Here is a 17,670-nt window from a genome sequence, read left to right on the forward strand (position 1 = left end):
CCGTATCCGGCCGACTTTCGGGGTCGGCCGTCCAGCCCGTGACCGAGAAGGGTTCACCAGCGGGTCATGCAGCCTTTCACGCTACCGGAGTTCTACGTGCCCTATCCGGCACGGCTCAATCCGAACCTGGAACAGGCCCGCGTGCACAGCAGGGCTTGGGCCGACGAGATGGAGATGATCGACTCTCCGCAGCACGGAACCGCGATCTGGACCGAGGCCGACTTCGACGCACACGACTACGCCCTGCTCTGTGCATACACCCATCCGGACTCCGTCAGCCGAAAACTCGATCTGGTCACCGACTGGTATGTCTGGGTTTTCTACTTCGACGACCACTTCCTGGAGCTGTACAAGCGGTCCCACGACATGGCCGGCGCCCGGGCCTACCTCGACCGCCTGCCCGCCTTCATGCCCGTCGACGGTGAGATCACCGAGACGCCGACCAACCCGGTGGAACGCGGACTCGCCGACCTGTGGACCCGGACCGTCCCGGAGCGTTCCGCCGACTGGCGGCGGCGGTTCGCGGTCAGCACCAAGAACCTGCTGGACGAGTCCCTGTGGGAACTAGCCAACATCAACGCCGGCAGGCTCGCCAACCCGATCGAATACGTCGAGATGCGGCGCAAGGTCGGCGGCGCGCCCTGGTCGGCGAACCTCGTCGAGCACGCCGCCGACGCCGAGGTGCCRGCCCAGGTCGCGGCGACCCGGCCGCTGCAGGTACTGCGGGACACCTTCGCCGACGCCGTGCATCTGCGCAACGACCTGTTCTCCTACCAGCGCGAGGTCGAAGAGGAGGGCGAGCTCAGCAACGGCGTGCTCGTCATCGAACGTTTCCTCGGCTGTGGAACCCAGGAGGCCGCCGACACGGTCAACGACCTGCTCACCTCGCGGCTGCACCAGTTCGAGCACACCGCGGTCACCGAACTGCCGGCGGTCCTCGAGGAGCACGGTGTCGACCCGGGGARCCGGCTGGAGGTCCTGGCGTACGTGAAGGGTCTGCAGGACTGGCAGTCAGGGGGCCACGAATGGCACCTGCRCTCGAGCCGGTACATGAACCGGGCCGTGGCGCCTGAGAGCGGCGAGCTCAGCGGACTCCTCGGACTCACCGGTCTCGGTACCTCGGCGGCCCGGATTGTGCCGTCCCTCGTCAYCACCACACCGCGCCGGATCCGCTCCTTCACGCACATCCCGCACCAGATCGTCGGGCCGCTGCGCCATCCCGACTTCTGCATGCCCTTCTCGACCGGGCAGAGCCCACATCTGGACGCCTCCCGCCGGGAAAACATCATCTGGGCCCGGGCGGTAGGGATGCTGGACCCGATTCCGGGCATCTGGGACGAACACAAACTGCGGGCGTTCGACTTCGCGCTGTGCTCGGCCGGAATCCATCCGGACGCGACCCTGCCGGAACTGARTCTGACGACGGACTGGCTCACCTGGGGGACCTACGCCGACGACTACTACCCGGTAATCTTCGGCCGCACCCGGGACATCCTCGGGGCCAAGGTGTGCAACGCCCGGCTGTCGGAGTTCATGCCGCTGGACTCCCCCGTCACCGCGGTGCCGGCCAACGCGTTGGAACGCGGTCTGGCCGACCTGTGGACGCGCACCACCGAGACCATGGCGCCAGGCGCGCGCGAGACGTTCCGCGGCACCGTCGAGGTTATGATCGACAGCTGGCTGTGGGAGCTGGCAAACCAGGCCCAGAATCGCATTCCCGACCCGATCGACTACATTGAGATGCGCCGGGCGACCTTCGGTTCGGATCTGACGATGAGCCTGGCCCGGCTGGCCCGGCTGGCCCAGGAACAGACCGTGCCACCCGAGATCTACCGCACCCGGCCGATCCAGGCCTTGGAGAACGCGGCCGCGGACTACGCCTGTCTCCTCAACGACGTCTTCTCCTATCAGAAGGAGATCCAGTTCGAGGGTGAGATCCACAACTGTGTCCTCGTCGTCGAGAACTTCCTCGACTGCGACCGGGAGCGTGCCCTCGCGGTGGTCAACGATCTGATGACCTCCCGGATACGCCAGTTCGAGCACATCGTGGCGCACGAGCTTCCGGCGCTGTTCGACAGCTTCGCCCTGGACGCGTCGGCGCGGCAGGCGCTGCTGGGCTACGCGCGGGAACTCCAGAACTGGCTGGCCGGGATCCTCCGCTGGCATGAGGGCACGCATCGGTACGAGGAGTCCGAACTGCGGTACCACCCAGCGGCGGGAGTACGGCCCTTCGGCGGCCCCACGGGCCTGGGCACCTCGTCCGCCCACGTCCGCCCACGTCCGGCCGCGGCGGCCGGCGCGGCCGGCGATAGTGAAATGTAGTCAGCTCGCATGCCTGGTTGGCGGTCGGACCGGCTGGCGGCCGACGGGGAACACGACGGTCGGGAACATCGTGTCGGGCAGACGCAGCAACTCGGCGAGGGCCTGGTCGTCGAAGGCCGTCACGGCGCATCCGGCCAGCCCGAGTGCGGCCGCGACCAGGTAGAGGTTCTGCACGGCGATTCCCGCGTCGAGGTGCAGGGTGCGGTAATGGCGTGCCGGGTACTTCACGAGAGTCGTGTCGAGCCGGGCGACTACGACGACCGCCATGGGCGCCCGTTCGGCGAACTCGGGTTGGACCAGCACCGAACGCAACGCCGCCGTCGGCTCGCCGGACCGCAACGTCTGCAGGCAGTGGTCCTCGGCGTCGTACCGGAACACGCCGCCGGGCAGCTGCGCACCGCGCGCAATGACGAGATAGATGGACAGTGAATGCAGGCCACCTGCCGACGGCGCCATCCACATCCGGTGCTGACTGCCGTCGGGCAGTCGGACATCCCGCTGCGGACCCACCGCCCAGCGTAGGAGCGAGGAGACATTCTCGGCGGTCGGCGCCTCGGCATCGAACCGGTACCAGGACCTGCGTGCCGCGAGCACCTGGCCGAACTCGACCGGCAGGTCCGCGCGCGGTGCCGGCAGCGGAATCCGGCAGGTGGCGGCGCGCAGTCCGTCGAGCATCACCTGCCGGGTCGGCGGACCATTGAGGACCTGTTGGACCCGCCGGATACGCTCCAGCGCGGTGACGTCCTCGGCCACACTCGTCCCTTCGGTTACGTCGCTAATGCGCTAATGCGGCAGCGGGAGGTCGCGCCGGGTGGTGCCCGCCGCGGCGAGTTGCCTGGYCAGCCGGGCGCCGCCGAGGAACGGAAGGCCGACAGAGGTGTTCGAGYACAGGCCGGGGGCCAAGGTGTGCACGACCCGCATGCCGGTGGGGCGCACGTCTTCGGTGGTGACGTCGACCGATGTCACCGGGTGGCCGGCGTCGGCGAGCGTGCGCGCGAGCACCGTCGGGTCGTCGACTCCGGCGTGCCGGGCGTCCCGGTCGAGGGTCTCCCAGCCGATCGTGCCGGTGAGGGCCTCGGCGAGTTCGGCCTCCAGCCGGTCCTGCAGGCGAGAGTCGAGGAAGAGCTGGAGGTGGGTGCAGTACTCGACGACGTCCGCCAGGTCGTCTCGGCAGTCGTCGAGGTACCGTCGGTMAGCTCGCCACGGCTTGAGGGGGCTGTGCGGGTTGCGTGCGGCGCGCATGTAGGGGCCGTCGGGGTCGTCGAGGTCGGCGACGAACATCTGCAGCTGGAAGGCTTCGGCAAGGGCCTTGCGCAGCGCCGGCGTGGTGGTGGTCCGGCACGCTGCTCCCATGGTCAGGTAGCCGGTCGCCGTGTCGTGCACCAGGGCGCCGACGACGACGAGGCCGAACTMGTTCGGGAATTCGACGAACCGGGTCGTCATGCTTCCGTACGCGCCCATGGCAAGCTGCGCGATCCAGGGGGGCGGGGTGATGGCCCGCAGCGGCCGGCGGCCGTGCCAGGCCATGGTCAGCGTGTCACGTTCGATCATCTGGCAGATCGCCGACCATTGCGCCGAGYGCTGGTCCATACCGGCGGCCAGGCCGGCGCTGAGGACCGGGCTGAGGTAGGGGAACCCGCGGGCCTGGGCCTGGTGGGCGTAGGACACCCAGACGAGCTGCGCGGGTACCCAGACGGGGGTGCCAGCAAGCAGGTCGGTGCCGGACGTCCATTCCAGCTCGAGATCCTCGCGGTACTCGGTGAACGGGAAGTAGGGCCCGGCGTACTGGGCGGGTGAGTACAGCACTACCGAGCGCGGGTCAAGCACGGTGGCGCGGTCCGCCGTGAGCTCTTTGTGGGTGGCGCGGCGCAGTCCGGCGGGGACGAGGTTCCCGCAGTAGCGTTCGAYGGCCTCGCCGACGGCGGGCCCGAGGGCGGCGTCGTCGTCGAGCAGGGCGTAGCCGGCTCCGGCGAAGTCACTGGCCCAGGCGGAGAACCTGGTGGTGTCGGAGAGAACGGCGGTGTACATGGTGAATTCGGGCGGCAGGGTGGCGGGAATGGCGTTGCGTTCGATCCGGCGGATGATCCCGGTTCGGGGGGCGAGGATCGCGGCGAGGTCCATGGGTGCTCCTCAGACGTGCGGGATCGGGTACGGATAAAGGGCGTCTTCGGTGATCTTTCCGGCAGCCAGGCCCAGCTGGGCGGGTACGTCGTAGAGCCRCTCGCCGCCGAGGAACGGGAAGGCCGCGGGCGGGTTGCCGTAGAGCCCGGGGACGATGACCCGCACGACGGTGAGGCCGGCCGCCCGCACGTCCGGGGTGGTGACGTCCACTGACACGGCGGACAGGCCCTGCGTCGCGAGCATGTCGAGGTAGCGTCGATGGGCTGTGCCCCCGTTGGCGTCCCCGTCGGCCCGGGGGATGTCGGCGAGCCGGGTGGTGCGGGTGTCGTCGCGGAGCCGGTCGAGGGGCCGGCCCTGCATTCGTGGATCCAGATAGAGCTGGGCGACCGCGGGCAGATCGACGAGGTCGCGGAAATCCGGCCGGATGTCATCCGCGTACCGCCGGTCGGCGCGGTAGGGCAGGTACGTGTGCGGGGGTATCTCGCCGCGGGCGACGGCTCGCCAGTGCGCGCTGTCACCGTCCGCGAGCTCGGCGGTCAGTTCCAGCATGGCGAAGGCTTCGACGAGCGCCTTCGTCGCCGCTTCCCGCGGGTCCGCCCGGCATGCCGTGCCGTACGCGATCAGCCCCCGTCCCGGTTCTTCAAGGAAGGCGGCGAGCACCGGAACCGGGAACTGGCTTGGCACCTGGAACAACCGGATGGTGCGACCGGTGCCCTCTCCGTGGGCGATGTCGTGCCGGTCGAGGAGCTCAGCCGCATCGGCGACGGCCCAGCCGGCGGCGCCGCTGGCCCACCAGATGGTGTTCGCGTCGCGTTCGAAGAGCTCTTCCAACGCAAAACGCTCGGCGTGCTCACGGTTCTCGCCAGTGGCGATGCCGGCGTACAGCATGGCGTGGGTGGCCACCTCGTCGGCGTGCGCGCCGCGGAAGTAGTTCAGGTAGGCCATCGACGCGGGCACCAGCACCGGACCCCCGGCGTACAGGTCGCGGCCGGGCACCCAGGCCACCGGTGTCTGGCGGGTGAAGGGCCGGAAGGGGAACCCGCGGGCGCGGTACTGCCGGTCGGAATAGAGCGCCAGGGTCGCCGGGTCGAGAGCCGGCCGCCCGGCCCTGGCGAGATCGTCGTAGCAGGCGATCTCCAGGGCGTCGGGAACGGCGTTGCCGCAGTACCGTTCCACGGCCTCCCCGACCGCGGCACGGCGCGCCCGGTCGTGATCGCCCAGGGCGGCACCGAAGCCAAACCGCTCGGCCGACCAGGTGGCGAACGCACGGGTGTCGGCGGCACGGGCGCTCCAGCCGACCCAGCAACGCGGCATGGCGGGGCTCGGCTGGTAGGGAACGATCTGGGTGAGGACGCCGAGTCGGCGGTCGACGAGACGCCGTTCGGCCGGCGCGGGGGTGGTTGATCTCACGGGTGCTCCAGCACGGGCAGGTCGACCCGGCAGCCGCGGGTTGGACCGGTGTGGATGGTCTGGGTGGCGATCCGGGTGGCGCTGGTGGTGTACCGGTCCTGGCCGGTGTTGGGGGTGCGGGCCAGCCGCGGGAAGTCGCTGCTGGTGACCTGCAGCTCCAGYCGGCTGCCGGGGTGGAGCAGCAGGGCCGTGGCGCCGAGCGGGATCGACACCGTGGCCGCGCCGGGCCCGACGGCAGCGGCGCCGCTGGTGACCTCCAAGGCCCGGCCGTCACCGAGCCGCTCCACCAGCCGGACTATCCAGTCGGTGCCGGGGCCCGTGGTGTCTGCGGCCATCGTGACGGTGGGTGCGCCGACGATGGCAGTCGGCGTCGTCAGTGGCGGGGTCCGGAATGCCACGGCGTCGGCGCGGGCGTCCAGGGGGGCACGGTCGCAGTCCCGCGGGAGGCTGGGGAAGGGGTCGAGCGGGTCGTAGGTGAACCGGTGCTCGGCGGGCCGCTCGGGCGGGTTCGGCAGGAGTGACCCGTCAGCGCTGGCCTGCAGGCCCAGGGTGGCGGTGGACGCCGGCCACCGATCCAGCCAGCGTCCGCCCTCGACGAGGAACACCTTGGTGATCGACGCATCCCGGCCGGCCAGCACGTCAAAGATCCACGCGACCTGGAGGCGTCCCAGCGGCAGTTGCGAGGCGGGCCCGTGCTCCCGCCCACCCGCCGAGCTGGAAGCGGGGGTCGACAGCTCGTGCCCCCACGGCCCGATCACCAGGCCCCGGGCGGGCCTGTTCGGAGCGCGGTCGCGGCCCGCGGTTTCCCACTGCCACAGCGTCTGTGGCAGGAAGAGATCGTACCAGCCGCCGATGTGCAGGGACGGCAGCGAGCAGCGGGCCAGTTCCTGCGTGCTGATGCCCTCCCCGAGGTCGTCGCCAGTACGGTCATGCGGTGCCGGGCTGTCGCCGGTCGTCAACGGAGCCGGGGCTGACAGAGCCGGGGCTGACAGAGCCGGGGCTATGGCGCTCCACCAGCGTGGCACCCGTGCCCAGAGGTGCCGRCCGAGGTCAGCTACCGGCAGGTGCCGCAGCAGGTCCGGCTCACAGCCCAGCATCTGCGCGGACAGCCCGTTCCTGCTGGTGCGGCTCTCGGCGTGCTCGGCCCACCAGCCGGCGTACTCGGCCAGCCGCAGGATYCCCGACGGGTCCACGTTGGCGGGCCGCAGACCCGCGGCGGGTACCTCGCTGATCACTGCGCGCACGAGCTCGGGAACGGTGACGGCGGCTGCCCACGCGGTGAACGAGCCGTAGGAGGCTCCGGCGAGGATCACGTTCCCATCGCACCAGGGCTGGCGGTGGACCCATTCGACCAACGCCCGGCCATCGGCGCGCTCCCCTTGATACGGGGTCCAGGTTCCGCCCGACCCATAGCGCCCCCGCACGTCCTGGGCAACGTAGGCCAGTCCGTTCCGCGCCCACCCGACGCCGTTTGCCAGCAGCGAACCGCGACCGTACGGGGTGCGAGTGACCACCGCCGGGGCGGGTAGCCGGTCGGGACGGTAGACGTCGGTCGCCAGCAGGACGCCGTCCGCCGCCGGTACGGCCTGGTTCGCGTCGATGGCGTGCATGCCCCGGCGCCTAGACCGGGTTGACCGCGAGGTTGGGAAGAGGAAGCACCGGATGCCGGCTGATCGACGCCGTGGTCGGATCGACGACGAGCTGGTGCCCCTCGCTGGGCACGGTGCTTCCCGCCRCCAGCGCCCGCAGGTCGGCGGCGAGCAGCCCCGCCAGCACCGCGGTGGCTGCCGGGGTGAACGGTGCCGGCGGCTTGACCGCGTCGGAATCGAGGTAAGCCCAGTGGGCGATCAGCTCGTCGGGGAGAGCGGCCGCGGCGAGCCGACGTCCTCTGGTGTCCCGGTAGCACGCCGTACGGCCCGGCATCGACAGGGGTCCCACGACGAACGTGTCGCCCTCGGCGTAGCAGCCGTGCCATGGCGTGTGGTGCGCCGCGCACCACTGATCGAGCCGGCACCAGTGCGAGTCCGGCAGCCACCGGGCGCAGCTGACGACGGCGTCCGAGCCGGCTACCGCGGCCTCGTCCGCCGGGCCCACGGTGCACTCGACGTCATCGATGATGTCGCCCAGGAGTTCGGTGAGCTTCCCGACGACCGGACTGTCGCCGTCGAGGTGCACCTTCCAGCCAGCCGGAACGGTCCCCGCACGCCCCGGGCCGACGAACACGCCGCGATCGGTGAGCGCGGCGGTCATGCGCTCGACGGCGGGTCGGTCCGCATCGGGCAGGGGCAGCTGGGTGGCCCCGGCCGCGACGTTCCGCACGAGGGCGAGCAGGCGGTCCTCGCCGCCAATTCGGACGAAGACGTCCCCGGGGGCGCTGTAACGCCAACTCCCGTCGGCGGCCCGGTAGAGATGGTGGCCAGGAGAGAACACGTCGGCTTTCCTCATCGGGTGTGTCGCGGTCGTGATGGGCTGGTCGTGATGGGCTGGTCGTGATGGGCTGGTTGCGGCCGGCAGGGGTCATGGCCGGCACGGGTCGCGCGCGGGCCGGGATGAACCCGGTAGAGACCGTGACCRTCGAGGACGTCCGAGAAACTGACGGCACCGACGGTCACGGCTTGCACTGGCTCACCAAGGTGCGCTCGGCGCCTTCAGTGAACCGGCGGCACTACTCCTCGTCGTCCCACGCGAACGGGCTCTGGACGAGCGCGTGCGTGGTCGGGTCCTGCGGGGCAGCGAGGACCGGCGCCTCGGCCAGCTCCTCGAACGAGATCTCCGCCATGCTTCACCTCCTTCGCAATAAAACGGTTTTCGTTTTCAAAAGGAACGCTAGCACGAGCGACGTGGGGATGGGCTGATATCCACACATCCGCCGGGCGGCTCGTTCGGGGGCTCATTCGGCGGCTGTCACCGCCCGGACCGCGGCGTCCGGCCCACCGGGCCCGGCCTGCGGCGGGTTGGCCGGTGCCTCGTCGGCCCTGATCAGGTCCTGAAGCCTGCCGGTGTGGCCGAGGCCTGCCATCAGGCCCGCTACCAGCGCCAGGCCGACGCCGGCCGAGGCGGTCAGCAGAGCGGCCCGGGTGCCCCAGGCATCGGCGAGGATGCCGGCGAGCACGGCACCCAGCGGCGTTCCGCCCCAGGCGATCATCCTCGCGGTGGTGTTGACCCGGGCCTGCAGGCGTAGGGGGGTGACGGCTTGCCGGACGACGATGCCGTTTAGGATGACCAGGGAGGTGCTGGCCTGCCAGAGCAGCAGGATGCCCATCCCTGGCAGCCACGCCGTGTTCAGAGACCAGCCGATCAGGGCGAGCGTGCTGGCTCCGAGCGCACCGAGTGTGATCGTTCCGGTGGGGACGTGTCGGTGCACGCGGCTGAGCAGCTGGCTGACGATCAGCGTTCCGAGCGCGGCGGCGACGTAGAGGAGACCGATCCGCGGGTCGTCGTCGGGAAGGCCGAACTGCCGTACCGCGACGACGACGACCAGGCCGGTGACCGCGCCCCCGGACAGGCTGCTGCCGGCCCCGAGCAGGGTCAGAGTCCGGATGAGGCGATGCCCCCGGATGTAACCCAGGCCCTCGGCGATGTCGCGACGGGTCCGGCTCACCCGGCTGCCAGCCGGCCCGCTCCGGTCGGCCCTGCTCCGGTCGGCTGCGGCCGGCACGGCCCAGCGCGCCCGGGAGAGCAGGATGGCACCGACCAGGTAGCTGAGCGCATCGAGGGCGAGCACACTGGCTGCGCCCACCGTGGCCGCGGCCACCCCGCCGACGGCCGGCCCGACCAGGTTGACAACGGTGCTCACCGACACCATCGCCCCGGTCGCCGCGGCCACCGCGTCCCGTCCCACGATCGCCGGGACTGCGCCGAAGCTGGCCGCATCGAAGAACACGAAGACCGATGCGACAAGCACCGCGGAGATCAGCAGATGGGGTGTGGTGAGGACACCCGCCCAGTTGGCCACGGGGATGCTGGCCATCGTCAGGCCGCTGAGGCAACTGGTGACCACCATCGTGCGCCGGTGATCCCAGCGGTCGACCAGGGCACCAGCGGGCAGTCCGAGCACGAGGTAGGGCACCGCTTCGAGACCGACCAGCACGCCCGCGAGCGTGCCGCTCCCGGTGCGCTGGAAAAGCAGCACCGGGAGCGCGACGAGCGTCATCGCCGAACCCGCCCAGGAGACAGCCCGGCTCGCCAGGAAAAGCCGGAAGGCGGGTACCGTACTCATCTCAGGTTGTTACTCATCTCAGGTCGTCCCACATTCCACATTTTTGGGTCTGCGGCTCAGGCKTGCAGCGCGGCGGCCAGCTTTGTCACGCCTTCCACGCCGGCGAGGTTGGCCGAGTCCGACTGCGGGAGGAAGAACACACGGTTGTTGCGGACTGCCGCCACGGTCGGGAGCCGGGAGGTGAGGAACTTGCGGGCCTCGGCCTCGGTTTCGCTGCCGCTGAGCAGATAGACGAGGGTGCCGGGATTCTTGCTGATGAGGTCCTCCACCGACAGCTCACTGAAGTATTTGCCCTTGGGCAGGGTGCCCGCGTAGATGTTCCGCGCCCCGGCGAGCCGCGCGATGTCGGTGTAGACGCCGTCGTAGGTGTAGACGGTTCCCTGGTAGGTGGCGACCACCGCGACCGGGACGGGGTCCCTGCCCTGGATCTTCGTCGCGACCTGGCGGAGCCGTTCGTTGATGTCGGCCTGGACCTGCCTGGCCCGGCCCGGAATGCCGAAGATCATGCCGAGCGCGGTCAGGTCGGTATCRACGTCACGGACCGTCGCCTTGGTGGCGTCGTCGGTGCAGAACCCGCTGAGAATCATCACCTGGGTGCCCTGGGCGGCCAGCTCGGCGATCGTGGGGAGCTGCCGGCCGTCAAACAGATAGCTGCCATCCGCCCAGATCAGGTCGGGCCGGGCGGCGAGCAGCRCCTCCCGGGTCGGTGCGCCGGTACCGAGGGCGGGTAGCTTCGCCTCCACACTGGCGTACTTCGCCGCCGGTGTGCCGCTGCTGGTGTTGTACTGGCCAACAATCCGGTCCRTCAGGCCCAGTTCGATGAGGAGCTCGGTACTGGTGGTCCACCCGGAGACGACCCGCGCCGGGGCCTCGTCGAAGTGCAGGGTCCGGCCGCAGTTCGCCACCTCAACGGGATAGCGGGTACCGGCCGGGGCCGACCGGGCATCGGCCGCGCTCGCACTGCCCGCGCCGGTGGTCGAACCGGACCCGCAGCCGGTGAGACCGGCGGTAACAACGAGCAGGGCAGCGACCRCGACGCCGGCGCCGAGTTTCTTCATCGGGTTCTGTCTCCTTCCATTGCTTCATCGGGTCATTGCTTTATCGGGATTTCCGCGCCAGCTACCACCGGGGCCGGCTCGTCTGTTCCGGGCAGGCTGGAAGAAGGCAGGCTGGGGAAGGGAAGACTGGAGAAAGCGAGCTGGAGGCGGCCGGTCACCGGGTGGACGCTCCGGTCGGCGCGCACCCCGAACACGCGGCCGATGAGGTCGGCGGTCAGGACGTCCTCCGGTTTGCCCGAACAGATCACCGCGCCGTCGTGCAGGACATAGAGCCGGTCACAGAAGGCCGTCGCGAGGTTGAGGTCATGTAACGCGGCGAGCACGGTGATCCCGAGTGAGCGCACCAACTCCAGCAGGCTCAGCTGGGTGCTGATATCCAGATGGTTGGTCGGCTCGTCCAGGATCAGCACCGACGGTGCCTGCACGAGGGCGCGCGCCAGCAGGACCCGCTGCTTCTCGCCGCCGGACAGCGACGCGAACGCCCGCCCGGCGTGCGCGGCCATGCCCACGGTGTCGAGCGCGGCCGAGATGATCTCATGATCCCCGGTCGAGGTCGGGCTCCACGCGCTCTGGTGGGGGGTCCGCCCGGTCGCGACCACCTCAAGGACGGTGAAGTCAAAGCCATCGGGGCTTTCCTGCGCCAGGGCCGCGACCCGCCGCGCCGACTGGCGCGGGGTGAGGTCCCTGACCAGGTCAGTTCCGTCGAGCAGCACCGCGCCGGACGTCGGCCGCACCACCCGGTAGACCGTCTTCAGCACGGTCGACTTCCCGCTGCCGTTCGGACCGACCAGGCCGACGAAGGCGCCGGGGGGACAGCCGACCGTCAGGTCGCGCACGATCTGTACCCCGTCGGCGACGACACCCAGACCTTCCAGGCGAAGGCCCGTCACGAGGCACCACTCGCCCGTCCCGACCGGCGCAGCAGCACGAGGAAGAAGGGCACCCCGGCGACCGCGGTGATAATGCTCAACGGCAGCTCCAACGGCCGGGCCACGACCCGGCCGAGGAGATCGGCCAGCACGAGGAACGTTCCGCCCAGCAGCGCCGTTACCGGGAGCAGCCGCCGGTGGTCCGACCCGATAAGCATCCGCACGCAGTGCGGCGCAATGAGGCCGACGAACGCGACACCGCCGGCGACGGAGATGACGGACGCTGTCAGAGCGGCGGTGACGATCAGCAGCTGGGTCCGCAGCCGGCTGACCGGGATCCCCAGCGAGGCGGCGGCCTCATCACCGAGCAGCAAGGCATTCAACGACCGGGCCTGCGCCAGCAGCCACAGCGTCGCGGCCACGACGATGCACGCGGGCAGCCCCAGTGTGTCCCACTCGGCCCCCGACACCGTTCCCAGCAGCCAGAACAGCACCGCGGCGAGTTGGTTCGAGCCGACCCGCAACTGCAGGTAGCTGGTGCCAGCCTGGAACAGATAGGTCAGCGCCACCCCCGCGAGCAGCAGCCGTTGCGGGTCCAGGTAACCGCGCCTACGCCCTAACGCGATCACGAGAGCCAGGGTGAGAACGGCACCGATGAACGCCGCCCCCGACACCCCCACHGCCGCGGCAAGCCCCGACGACKAGACCCCTCCCAGGGTGAGGACAGCGACCGCGGCGACGGAGGCACCCGAGGACACGCCCAGCACATACGGATCGGCGAGGGGGTTACGCACCACCGCCTGCAGCACGGCTCCGGCCACGGCCAGGCCCGCACCCACCACGAACGCCAGCAACACCCGCGGMGTCCGCACCTGCCAGATAATCTGATCGTTGATCATCGAGGACTGAGCACCGTTGCCGGTCAGATGAGCCACGACGCTGGACCACACCTCACCGGGAGGCACCGATACCGAACCCACGCCGATCGCTGCCCCAACAACGATCGGTGTCGCCAGCACCAGGGCGAGCAGAGTGATCAAGAATCTGCCGCGCGCGCCGCGCGCCGTGCGCGGCAGCACGGCGCAGGCAGTGACCGCGGGCATCCCGCGGGCGGGTCGAAGCGCCGCCACCGCCCGCAGCCGTACCGCGTCCGCGGCACCCACGGATGGCGTCGGCGTGGCACGTACCGACGTAGGTTGATCGATGGACAGCGGATGCCCCCGTTGACTCAAACGAAACGAAAACGATTTTCGTTTCGTTTGGGCAAGCTAACAGCCCTGCGCGGGCTCCGTCAACGGTTCTGTAGGGGGCAGGAGAGGATACCCGCTCGTCGTGGTCGGGTGGTCACCATCATCCGGCGACTACTCGACCGGGATCATTCCTCCGCTCTGCCGCTGCCACAGCCGGTGGTAGCGCCCCCGCCGCTCGAGCAGCTCGCGATGGGACCCCTGCTCCACGACGCGGCCGTCGTCGAGGACGACGATGCGGTCCATGTGCAGCAGGGTCGACAGYCGGTGCGCGACGGCGATCACCGTCTTGTCTCGCCACAGGTTCTCGAGTGYGTTCTGGACGAGTACCTCGCTCTCGCTGTCCAGCGCGCTCGTCGCCTCGTCCAGAATGAGGATGGGTTTGTCGTCCAGGAAGGCGCGGGCAATGGCGATCCGCTGCCGTTGCCCGGTCGAGAGTTTGATGCCACGTTCCCCGACGACGGTGTCGTAACCGTCGGGCGCCCGCGAGATGAAGCTGTGCGCGTGGGCCCGCAGCGCCGCCGCCTCCACCTGCGCCTGGGTCACCGGGCCCGYGGTCCCGTAGACGATGTTGTCCYGGATGGACCGGTGGAAGAGGGTGGTGTCCTGCGGAACGTAGGAGATACCCCGAGCGAGCTGGCGGTTGGACACCGGAACACCGTCCACGGCGACCATGCCCGGTGGGAGCGGGTAGTAGCCTAGCAACAGCTTGATGAACGTCGTCTTGCCGCTTCCGCTGCGACCCACGATGCCGATCTTTTCGCCCCGCTCKATGGCCAGGTCGATGCCCGCGAGCACGAGGTTCCGGTCGTTCTCGGGATAGGCGAACGACAGGCCCTGGAACTGCAGCCGACCGGAAACCGCGGGAAGAACCGCAGGACGGCCTGAACCGGCTGAATTATCCGGACTGGCCGAATTATCCGGACCGGCTGACAGGATGTTCCGACCGGCGAAGAGGTAGTGGTAGGCCTCCTCGATGCGGGCGAGTCGGAGATTGAGCTGCGCAATCTCCCACACCGTCCCCCAGATAAAGTCGGAGAAGAGGACCAGCGCGGAGAGAAAGGTCGTGAACTGGGCCAGGCTCATCTCACCGTGGAGGAATAGATACAGGTTGAGGACGATCGACACCGGCCAGACGAGGTACCGGACCACGAGGCTCATCGAGGTCCAGAACACAATGCTCCAGAAGGACGAGCGATACGCGGCGGCGATGACCTGGCGACGACGCCGGCGGACCCGCTCGTACTCGGCCTCCTCCTGGAGGAACGACTTCACGCTCACGAAGTTCGAGATGACGTCGATCACGTAACCGTCCATCTCCGAGACCTCGTCCGCGAGCCGCTTCTCCGCGCGGGCCGAACGACGGACGGTGTGCCTGCCAACAAGAAGCATGATCGCGACGGAACCCAGGAAGGTCAGGCCCGAGTAAAGGTTAACCGAAAACATGATCATTAGGATCGCCGGAACCTTGACCAGCTGTTCGACGTACGTGAAGCACGCCGTCTCGAGGATCTCTCGGAACTCGCGGCCGAGCGTRCTCACATAGCTGCTGATCTTTCCGGTGAACTTGCCGACGAAGTATGGATATCGCTCGTTTATGACATTTCCAAAGAGAATGTTCTCGTATTCGTAGCCCCGGTGGTTGAGTAGCCGGAGATACAGCACCTCGGCACCACGCCAGGTCAGGTCATGGCCGATGTTGCACGCGAGAAGGACGCCGGCGTACAGGTACGCGTCGTGGGTCTGTACCGGGGCGCTGGCGAGAGCCTGCACGAGAAGGCCGATGAGGACCGGTATCACGGCGAGCAGGCTGTTGGACAGGACGAAGACACCGACGACCAGGAGAGCCGGCCCCTTGAAGGTCGCGACGAAACGCAGATAGGAACGCAGGGCGGCATGCCGCTCCACCCGGCGGGAAACGAGGTTGTCCACGGCGGTGCCGACATCGTCCAGGCCGGTGCCGTTTTGACCGGCGCCACGGGAACCGATGCCAGGCGACCGTATCTCCTGATGCGGAACCCCGCCGGCCACGCTGTCCATGCCGAGATGATGACAGGCRACCGGCCGGGCCCGCACCTTGTTTTTGACCAGGGGAACGGCCGCGTCCGCACCGAAGCTCACGAGGGCCTGGCCGTCACATGCGCCGGCCCGATGTACTGTGCTCTGGCACGAGACGTGTCGGACGCGCAGAACGTCCGATCCAGTGGTGCGCCGCTACCGAGGTGTAACCGACAGGAGAAATGCTGACGGTGGCCCGGTGCGTGGCCGTCGGATATCCCGAGGGAAAGGGACGTCGAGTGGCTCGCCGCCGTTACTTCCACCTGCTGAGCGCGCTTGCCATCGCCGGACTGGCGGTCGCCTGTTCCGGCGCTGGTGGCACGGAGTCCGGCGCGGGACGCTCCCCGGCGCTCGCGCGGGAGCTGGCGGAGGCCGCGGTCGCCGCCCCGGACGCCTCTCGCCTCCCGATCCTGTTCGTGCACGGCAGCCTTGGGTCGGGCAGCCTCTTCGAGACACCGGCGCAACGATTCACCGCAAACGGCTATCCCGTCGACTACGTCGAGGCCTTCGACTACGATGCGTCGTCCTCGGCCAACTCCGTCGAGGAGGTCCTTCCGGACCTCGATGCGAAGATCGCTAGTATCCTCAAGGCAACCGGGGCGAAGAAGCTCGATCTGGTGGCACATCTCGAGGGCGCCGCGCTAAGCGAGCGGTACCTGACCAGCTCATCCGACCGGGCGAACCGGGTCGCGCACTACGTCACCGTCGGAGGCTCGCTCGCGGGTAGACCCCCGGCCGGAGTGCCCACCCTGGCGGTCTGGGGCGAGAACGATCCGACCCGGCGCGTCGAGGGGGCCGTCAACGTGCGGTTCGTCGACCAGGACCGCGCCCAGCTCCTGACCTCGACGGCCACCTTCAGGGAGATGTACCGGTTTCTCACCGGAACCACTCCGCACACGACCGACGTGGTGCCGAAGCAGGGCCCGATCGAGATCTCCGGCCGGGCCCTGCGCTATCCGATGAATGTCGGTGTGCGGGACGCCAGGCTGGAGGTTCACCGGGTCGACCCACGGACGGGTCGGCGGGGGGCGAACAGCCTCAAAGGTTATTTCCACCTCTCCGGCGACGGATCCTGGGGTCCGTTCCGAGGTGACGGYGCCTCCACCTACGAGTTCGTGATCGTACGCGGCGGGGAACCCGACCACCACTTCTACTACCAGCCGTTCCGCCGCGACGATCACCTCGTACGTCTGCTGACGAGCCAGYCGGGCCAGGAGATCGGCGGCGGGATGGAGACCGGTCCCGGGCACACCGATCTGGTCGTCGAACGCCCGCTCGAATGGTGGGGGGACCAGGGGAACGCCGACGACGTCCTCAGCATCGACGGGAAGAACGTGCTGAACGCCGCCGACGCGCCCCGGTCCAAACTGGCCCTGGGCGTCTACCTGTTCGACCGGAATTCCGACGGCGTCACCCACCTCACAATGCCGATTCCGGCGTATTTCGGGATCGGCTTCATCACCGGCGTAGATGTGTTCATCCCGGCGGGTGAGCGCTCRGTCGAAGTCGCGATGACGCCGCGGGGAAAGACAGCCCACCGGAGCGTTCTCCAGGTGCCCGCCTGGCCGTCGGACCGGCATCGCGTCACTCTGCACTTCACCGGCGAGGGCTGAACGGAGGCCGAGGGTGGCCCTGCTTGGGCAGGGCAGGGCCACCTGTCCATAGCCCCCCGACGGAGGTCTTGGGCGTCGCGCCCGGCCGCGGCTCGGCATCACRCCGGCCCCGCCCGGCGGAGGTCGCGGCTCGACGCGGGGCGGGACCGGCCTGCCACCAAGACTGACGCAGGCGACCGGGATCCGGAAACGTCAGTCAGGCATGCCTTTCTCGTATGGGCCACGAGTCTCGGAAACTTGACCCCCCACATCTGGTTGATCAGTTGTGGTTGGGTCGCTCCCTGACTACCGCTGGACCCCGTTGACCGAACTACCCGGCCGTCTCGGCGGTCGCATCCGCACGGCCTTGGCCGAGGATGTCCCGGCGCGAAACGCCGAAGATCGCGAATAGATGGCCGAAAGCGAAGATATTGGGAGGCGAACCGGTTTACGGCCGCCAAACCGTGCCTAACCCTCCACAGTTGTCCGCCGCGACGGGCCGTCGGACATCGAGGAGCGAGGCGGCATCGGTGGGCATCAGGCCCGGATCGCGCCGCTAGGGCAGCCCGGATCGCCACGGGACGAAGACCTAGTTCCTTGGGTGGAACGAGCTCYTTCCAGGCGGCGGGTGCGCCTCCTGTCACCCCGGCCGGCGGCGACAGCACGCCACCAGCAGCCGTCGCTGTCCGCAAGGAGTCAGACACGACATCCGCCTTACCACAAAAACCCGGAAAGATCGKGGAAACCGCCGATCCCGCGCTGTCGGATACCCGA

13 protein-coding genes are annotated in these 17,670 nt (G+C 69.2%); 2 read left to right on the top strand and 11 right to left on the bottom strand.

Features of this window, described 5'->3' with window-relative positions; genetic code table 11:
* The first annotated feature begins 66 nt into the window (after nt 1-66).
* Entirely contained in the window at nt 67-2,322 is a 2,256-nt protein-coding gene (locus Manayef4_RS00115; RefSeq protein ID WP_070130215.1) for a family 2 encapsulin nanocompartment cargo protein terpene cyclase, read from the top strand.
* Here the strand turns inward: Manayef4_RS00115 and Manayef4_RS00120 are convergent, their stop codons facing one another.
* The 11 genes from Manayef4_RS00120 to Manayef4_RS00165 form a co-directional block, all read right to left on the bottom strand.
* Entirely contained in the window at nt 2,323-3,075 is a 753-nt protein-coding gene (locus Manayef4_RS00120) for a SagB family peptide dehydrogenase (RefSeq protein WP_011438587.1), read from the bottom strand.
* 30 nt (nt 3,076-3,105) lie between these two features.
* Nucleotides 3,106-4,443, bottom strand: a complete 1,338-nt coding sequence (locus Manayef4_RS00125; RefSeq protein ID WP_070130216.1) for a YcaO-like family protein — start codon at nt 4,441-4,443, stop codon at nt 3,106-3,108.
* A gap of 9 nt (nt 4,444-4,452) precedes the next feature.
* On the bottom strand, nt 4,453-5,853 hold the full coding sequence (locus Manayef4_RS00130; protein ID WP_070130217.1) for a YcaO-like family protein: 1,401 nt from the start codon (nt 5,851-5,853) through the stop codon (nt 4,453-4,455).
* On the bottom strand, nt 5,850-7,463 hold the full coding sequence (locus tag Manayef4_RS00135; protein ID WP_011438590.1) for a CocE/NonD family hydrolase: 1,614 nt from the start codon (nt 7,461-7,463) through the stop codon (nt 5,850-5,852). The genes Manayef4_RS00130 and Manayef4_RS00135 overlap by 4 nt, the downstream gene beginning before the upstream one ends.
* A gap of 10 nt (nt 7,464-7,473) precedes the next feature.
* The gene (locus Manayef4_RS00140) at nt 7,474-8,283 is read right to left on the bottom strand and encodes a TOMM precursor leader peptide-binding protein (RefSeq protein ID WP_070130317.1); all 810 of its coding nucleotides are present in this window, start codon (nt 8,281-8,283) and stop codon (nt 7,474-7,476) included.
* 235 nt (nt 8,284-8,518) lie between these two features.
* Nucleotides 8,519-8,632, bottom strand: coding sequence for a streptamidine-related RiPP repeat protein (locus Manayef4_RS25550; RefSeq protein WP_023840694.1), 114 nt, complete (start codon nt 8,630-8,632; stop codon nt 8,519-8,521).
* A 111-nt stretch (nt 8,633-8,743) separates the two neighbouring features.
* Entirely contained in the window at nt 8,744-10,072 is a 1,329-nt protein-coding gene (locus Manayef4_RS00145) for an MFS transporter (protein ID WP_083282201.1), read from the bottom strand.
* A 56-nt stretch (nt 10,073-10,128) separates the two neighbouring features.
* Complete coding sequence (locus tag Manayef4_RS00150) at nt 10,129-11,130, bottom strand: ABC transporter substrate-binding protein (RefSeq protein ID WP_070130218.1); 1,002 nt, start codon at nt 11,128-11,130, stop codon at nt 10,129-10,131.
* 32 nt (nt 11,131-11,162) lie between these two features.
* Nucleotides 11,163-12,020, bottom strand: a complete 858-nt coding sequence (locus tag Manayef4_RS00155) for an ABC transporter ATP-binding protein (protein ID WP_011438595.1) — start codon at nt 12,018-12,020, stop codon at nt 11,163-11,165.
* Entirely contained in the window at nt 12,017-13,162 is a 1,146-nt protein-coding gene (locus tag Manayef4_RS00160) for an iron ABC transporter permease (protein WP_083282202.1), read from the bottom strand. The genes Manayef4_RS00155 and Manayef4_RS00160 overlap by 4 nt, the downstream gene beginning before the upstream one ends.
* A 198-nt stretch (nt 13,163-13,360) precedes the next feature.
* Nucleotides 13,361-15,286: an ABC transporter ATP-binding protein gene (locus Manayef4_RS00165; protein ID WP_070130319.1), complete on the bottom strand. Its 1,926-nt coding sequence runs from the start codon at nt 15,284-15,286 to the stop codon at nt 13,361-13,363.
* A 257-nt stretch (nt 15,287-15,543) separates the two neighbouring features.
* Between Manayef4_RS00165 and Manayef4_RS00170 the strand changes: the two genes are divergently transcribed.
* Nucleotides 15,544-16,917: a lipase gene (locus Manayef4_RS00170; RefSeq protein WP_070130219.1), complete on the top strand. Its 1,374-nt coding sequence runs from the start codon at nt 15,544-15,546 to the stop codon at nt 16,915-16,917.
* Nucleotides 16,918-17,670: the final 753 nt, after the last annotated feature.

This window comes from Frankia sp. CgMI4, from assembly GCF_001756285.1.
In the GTDB taxonomy this organism is placed as follows: domain Bacteria; phylum Actinomycetota; class Actinomycetes; order Frankiales; family Frankiaceae; genus Frankia; species Frankia casuarinae.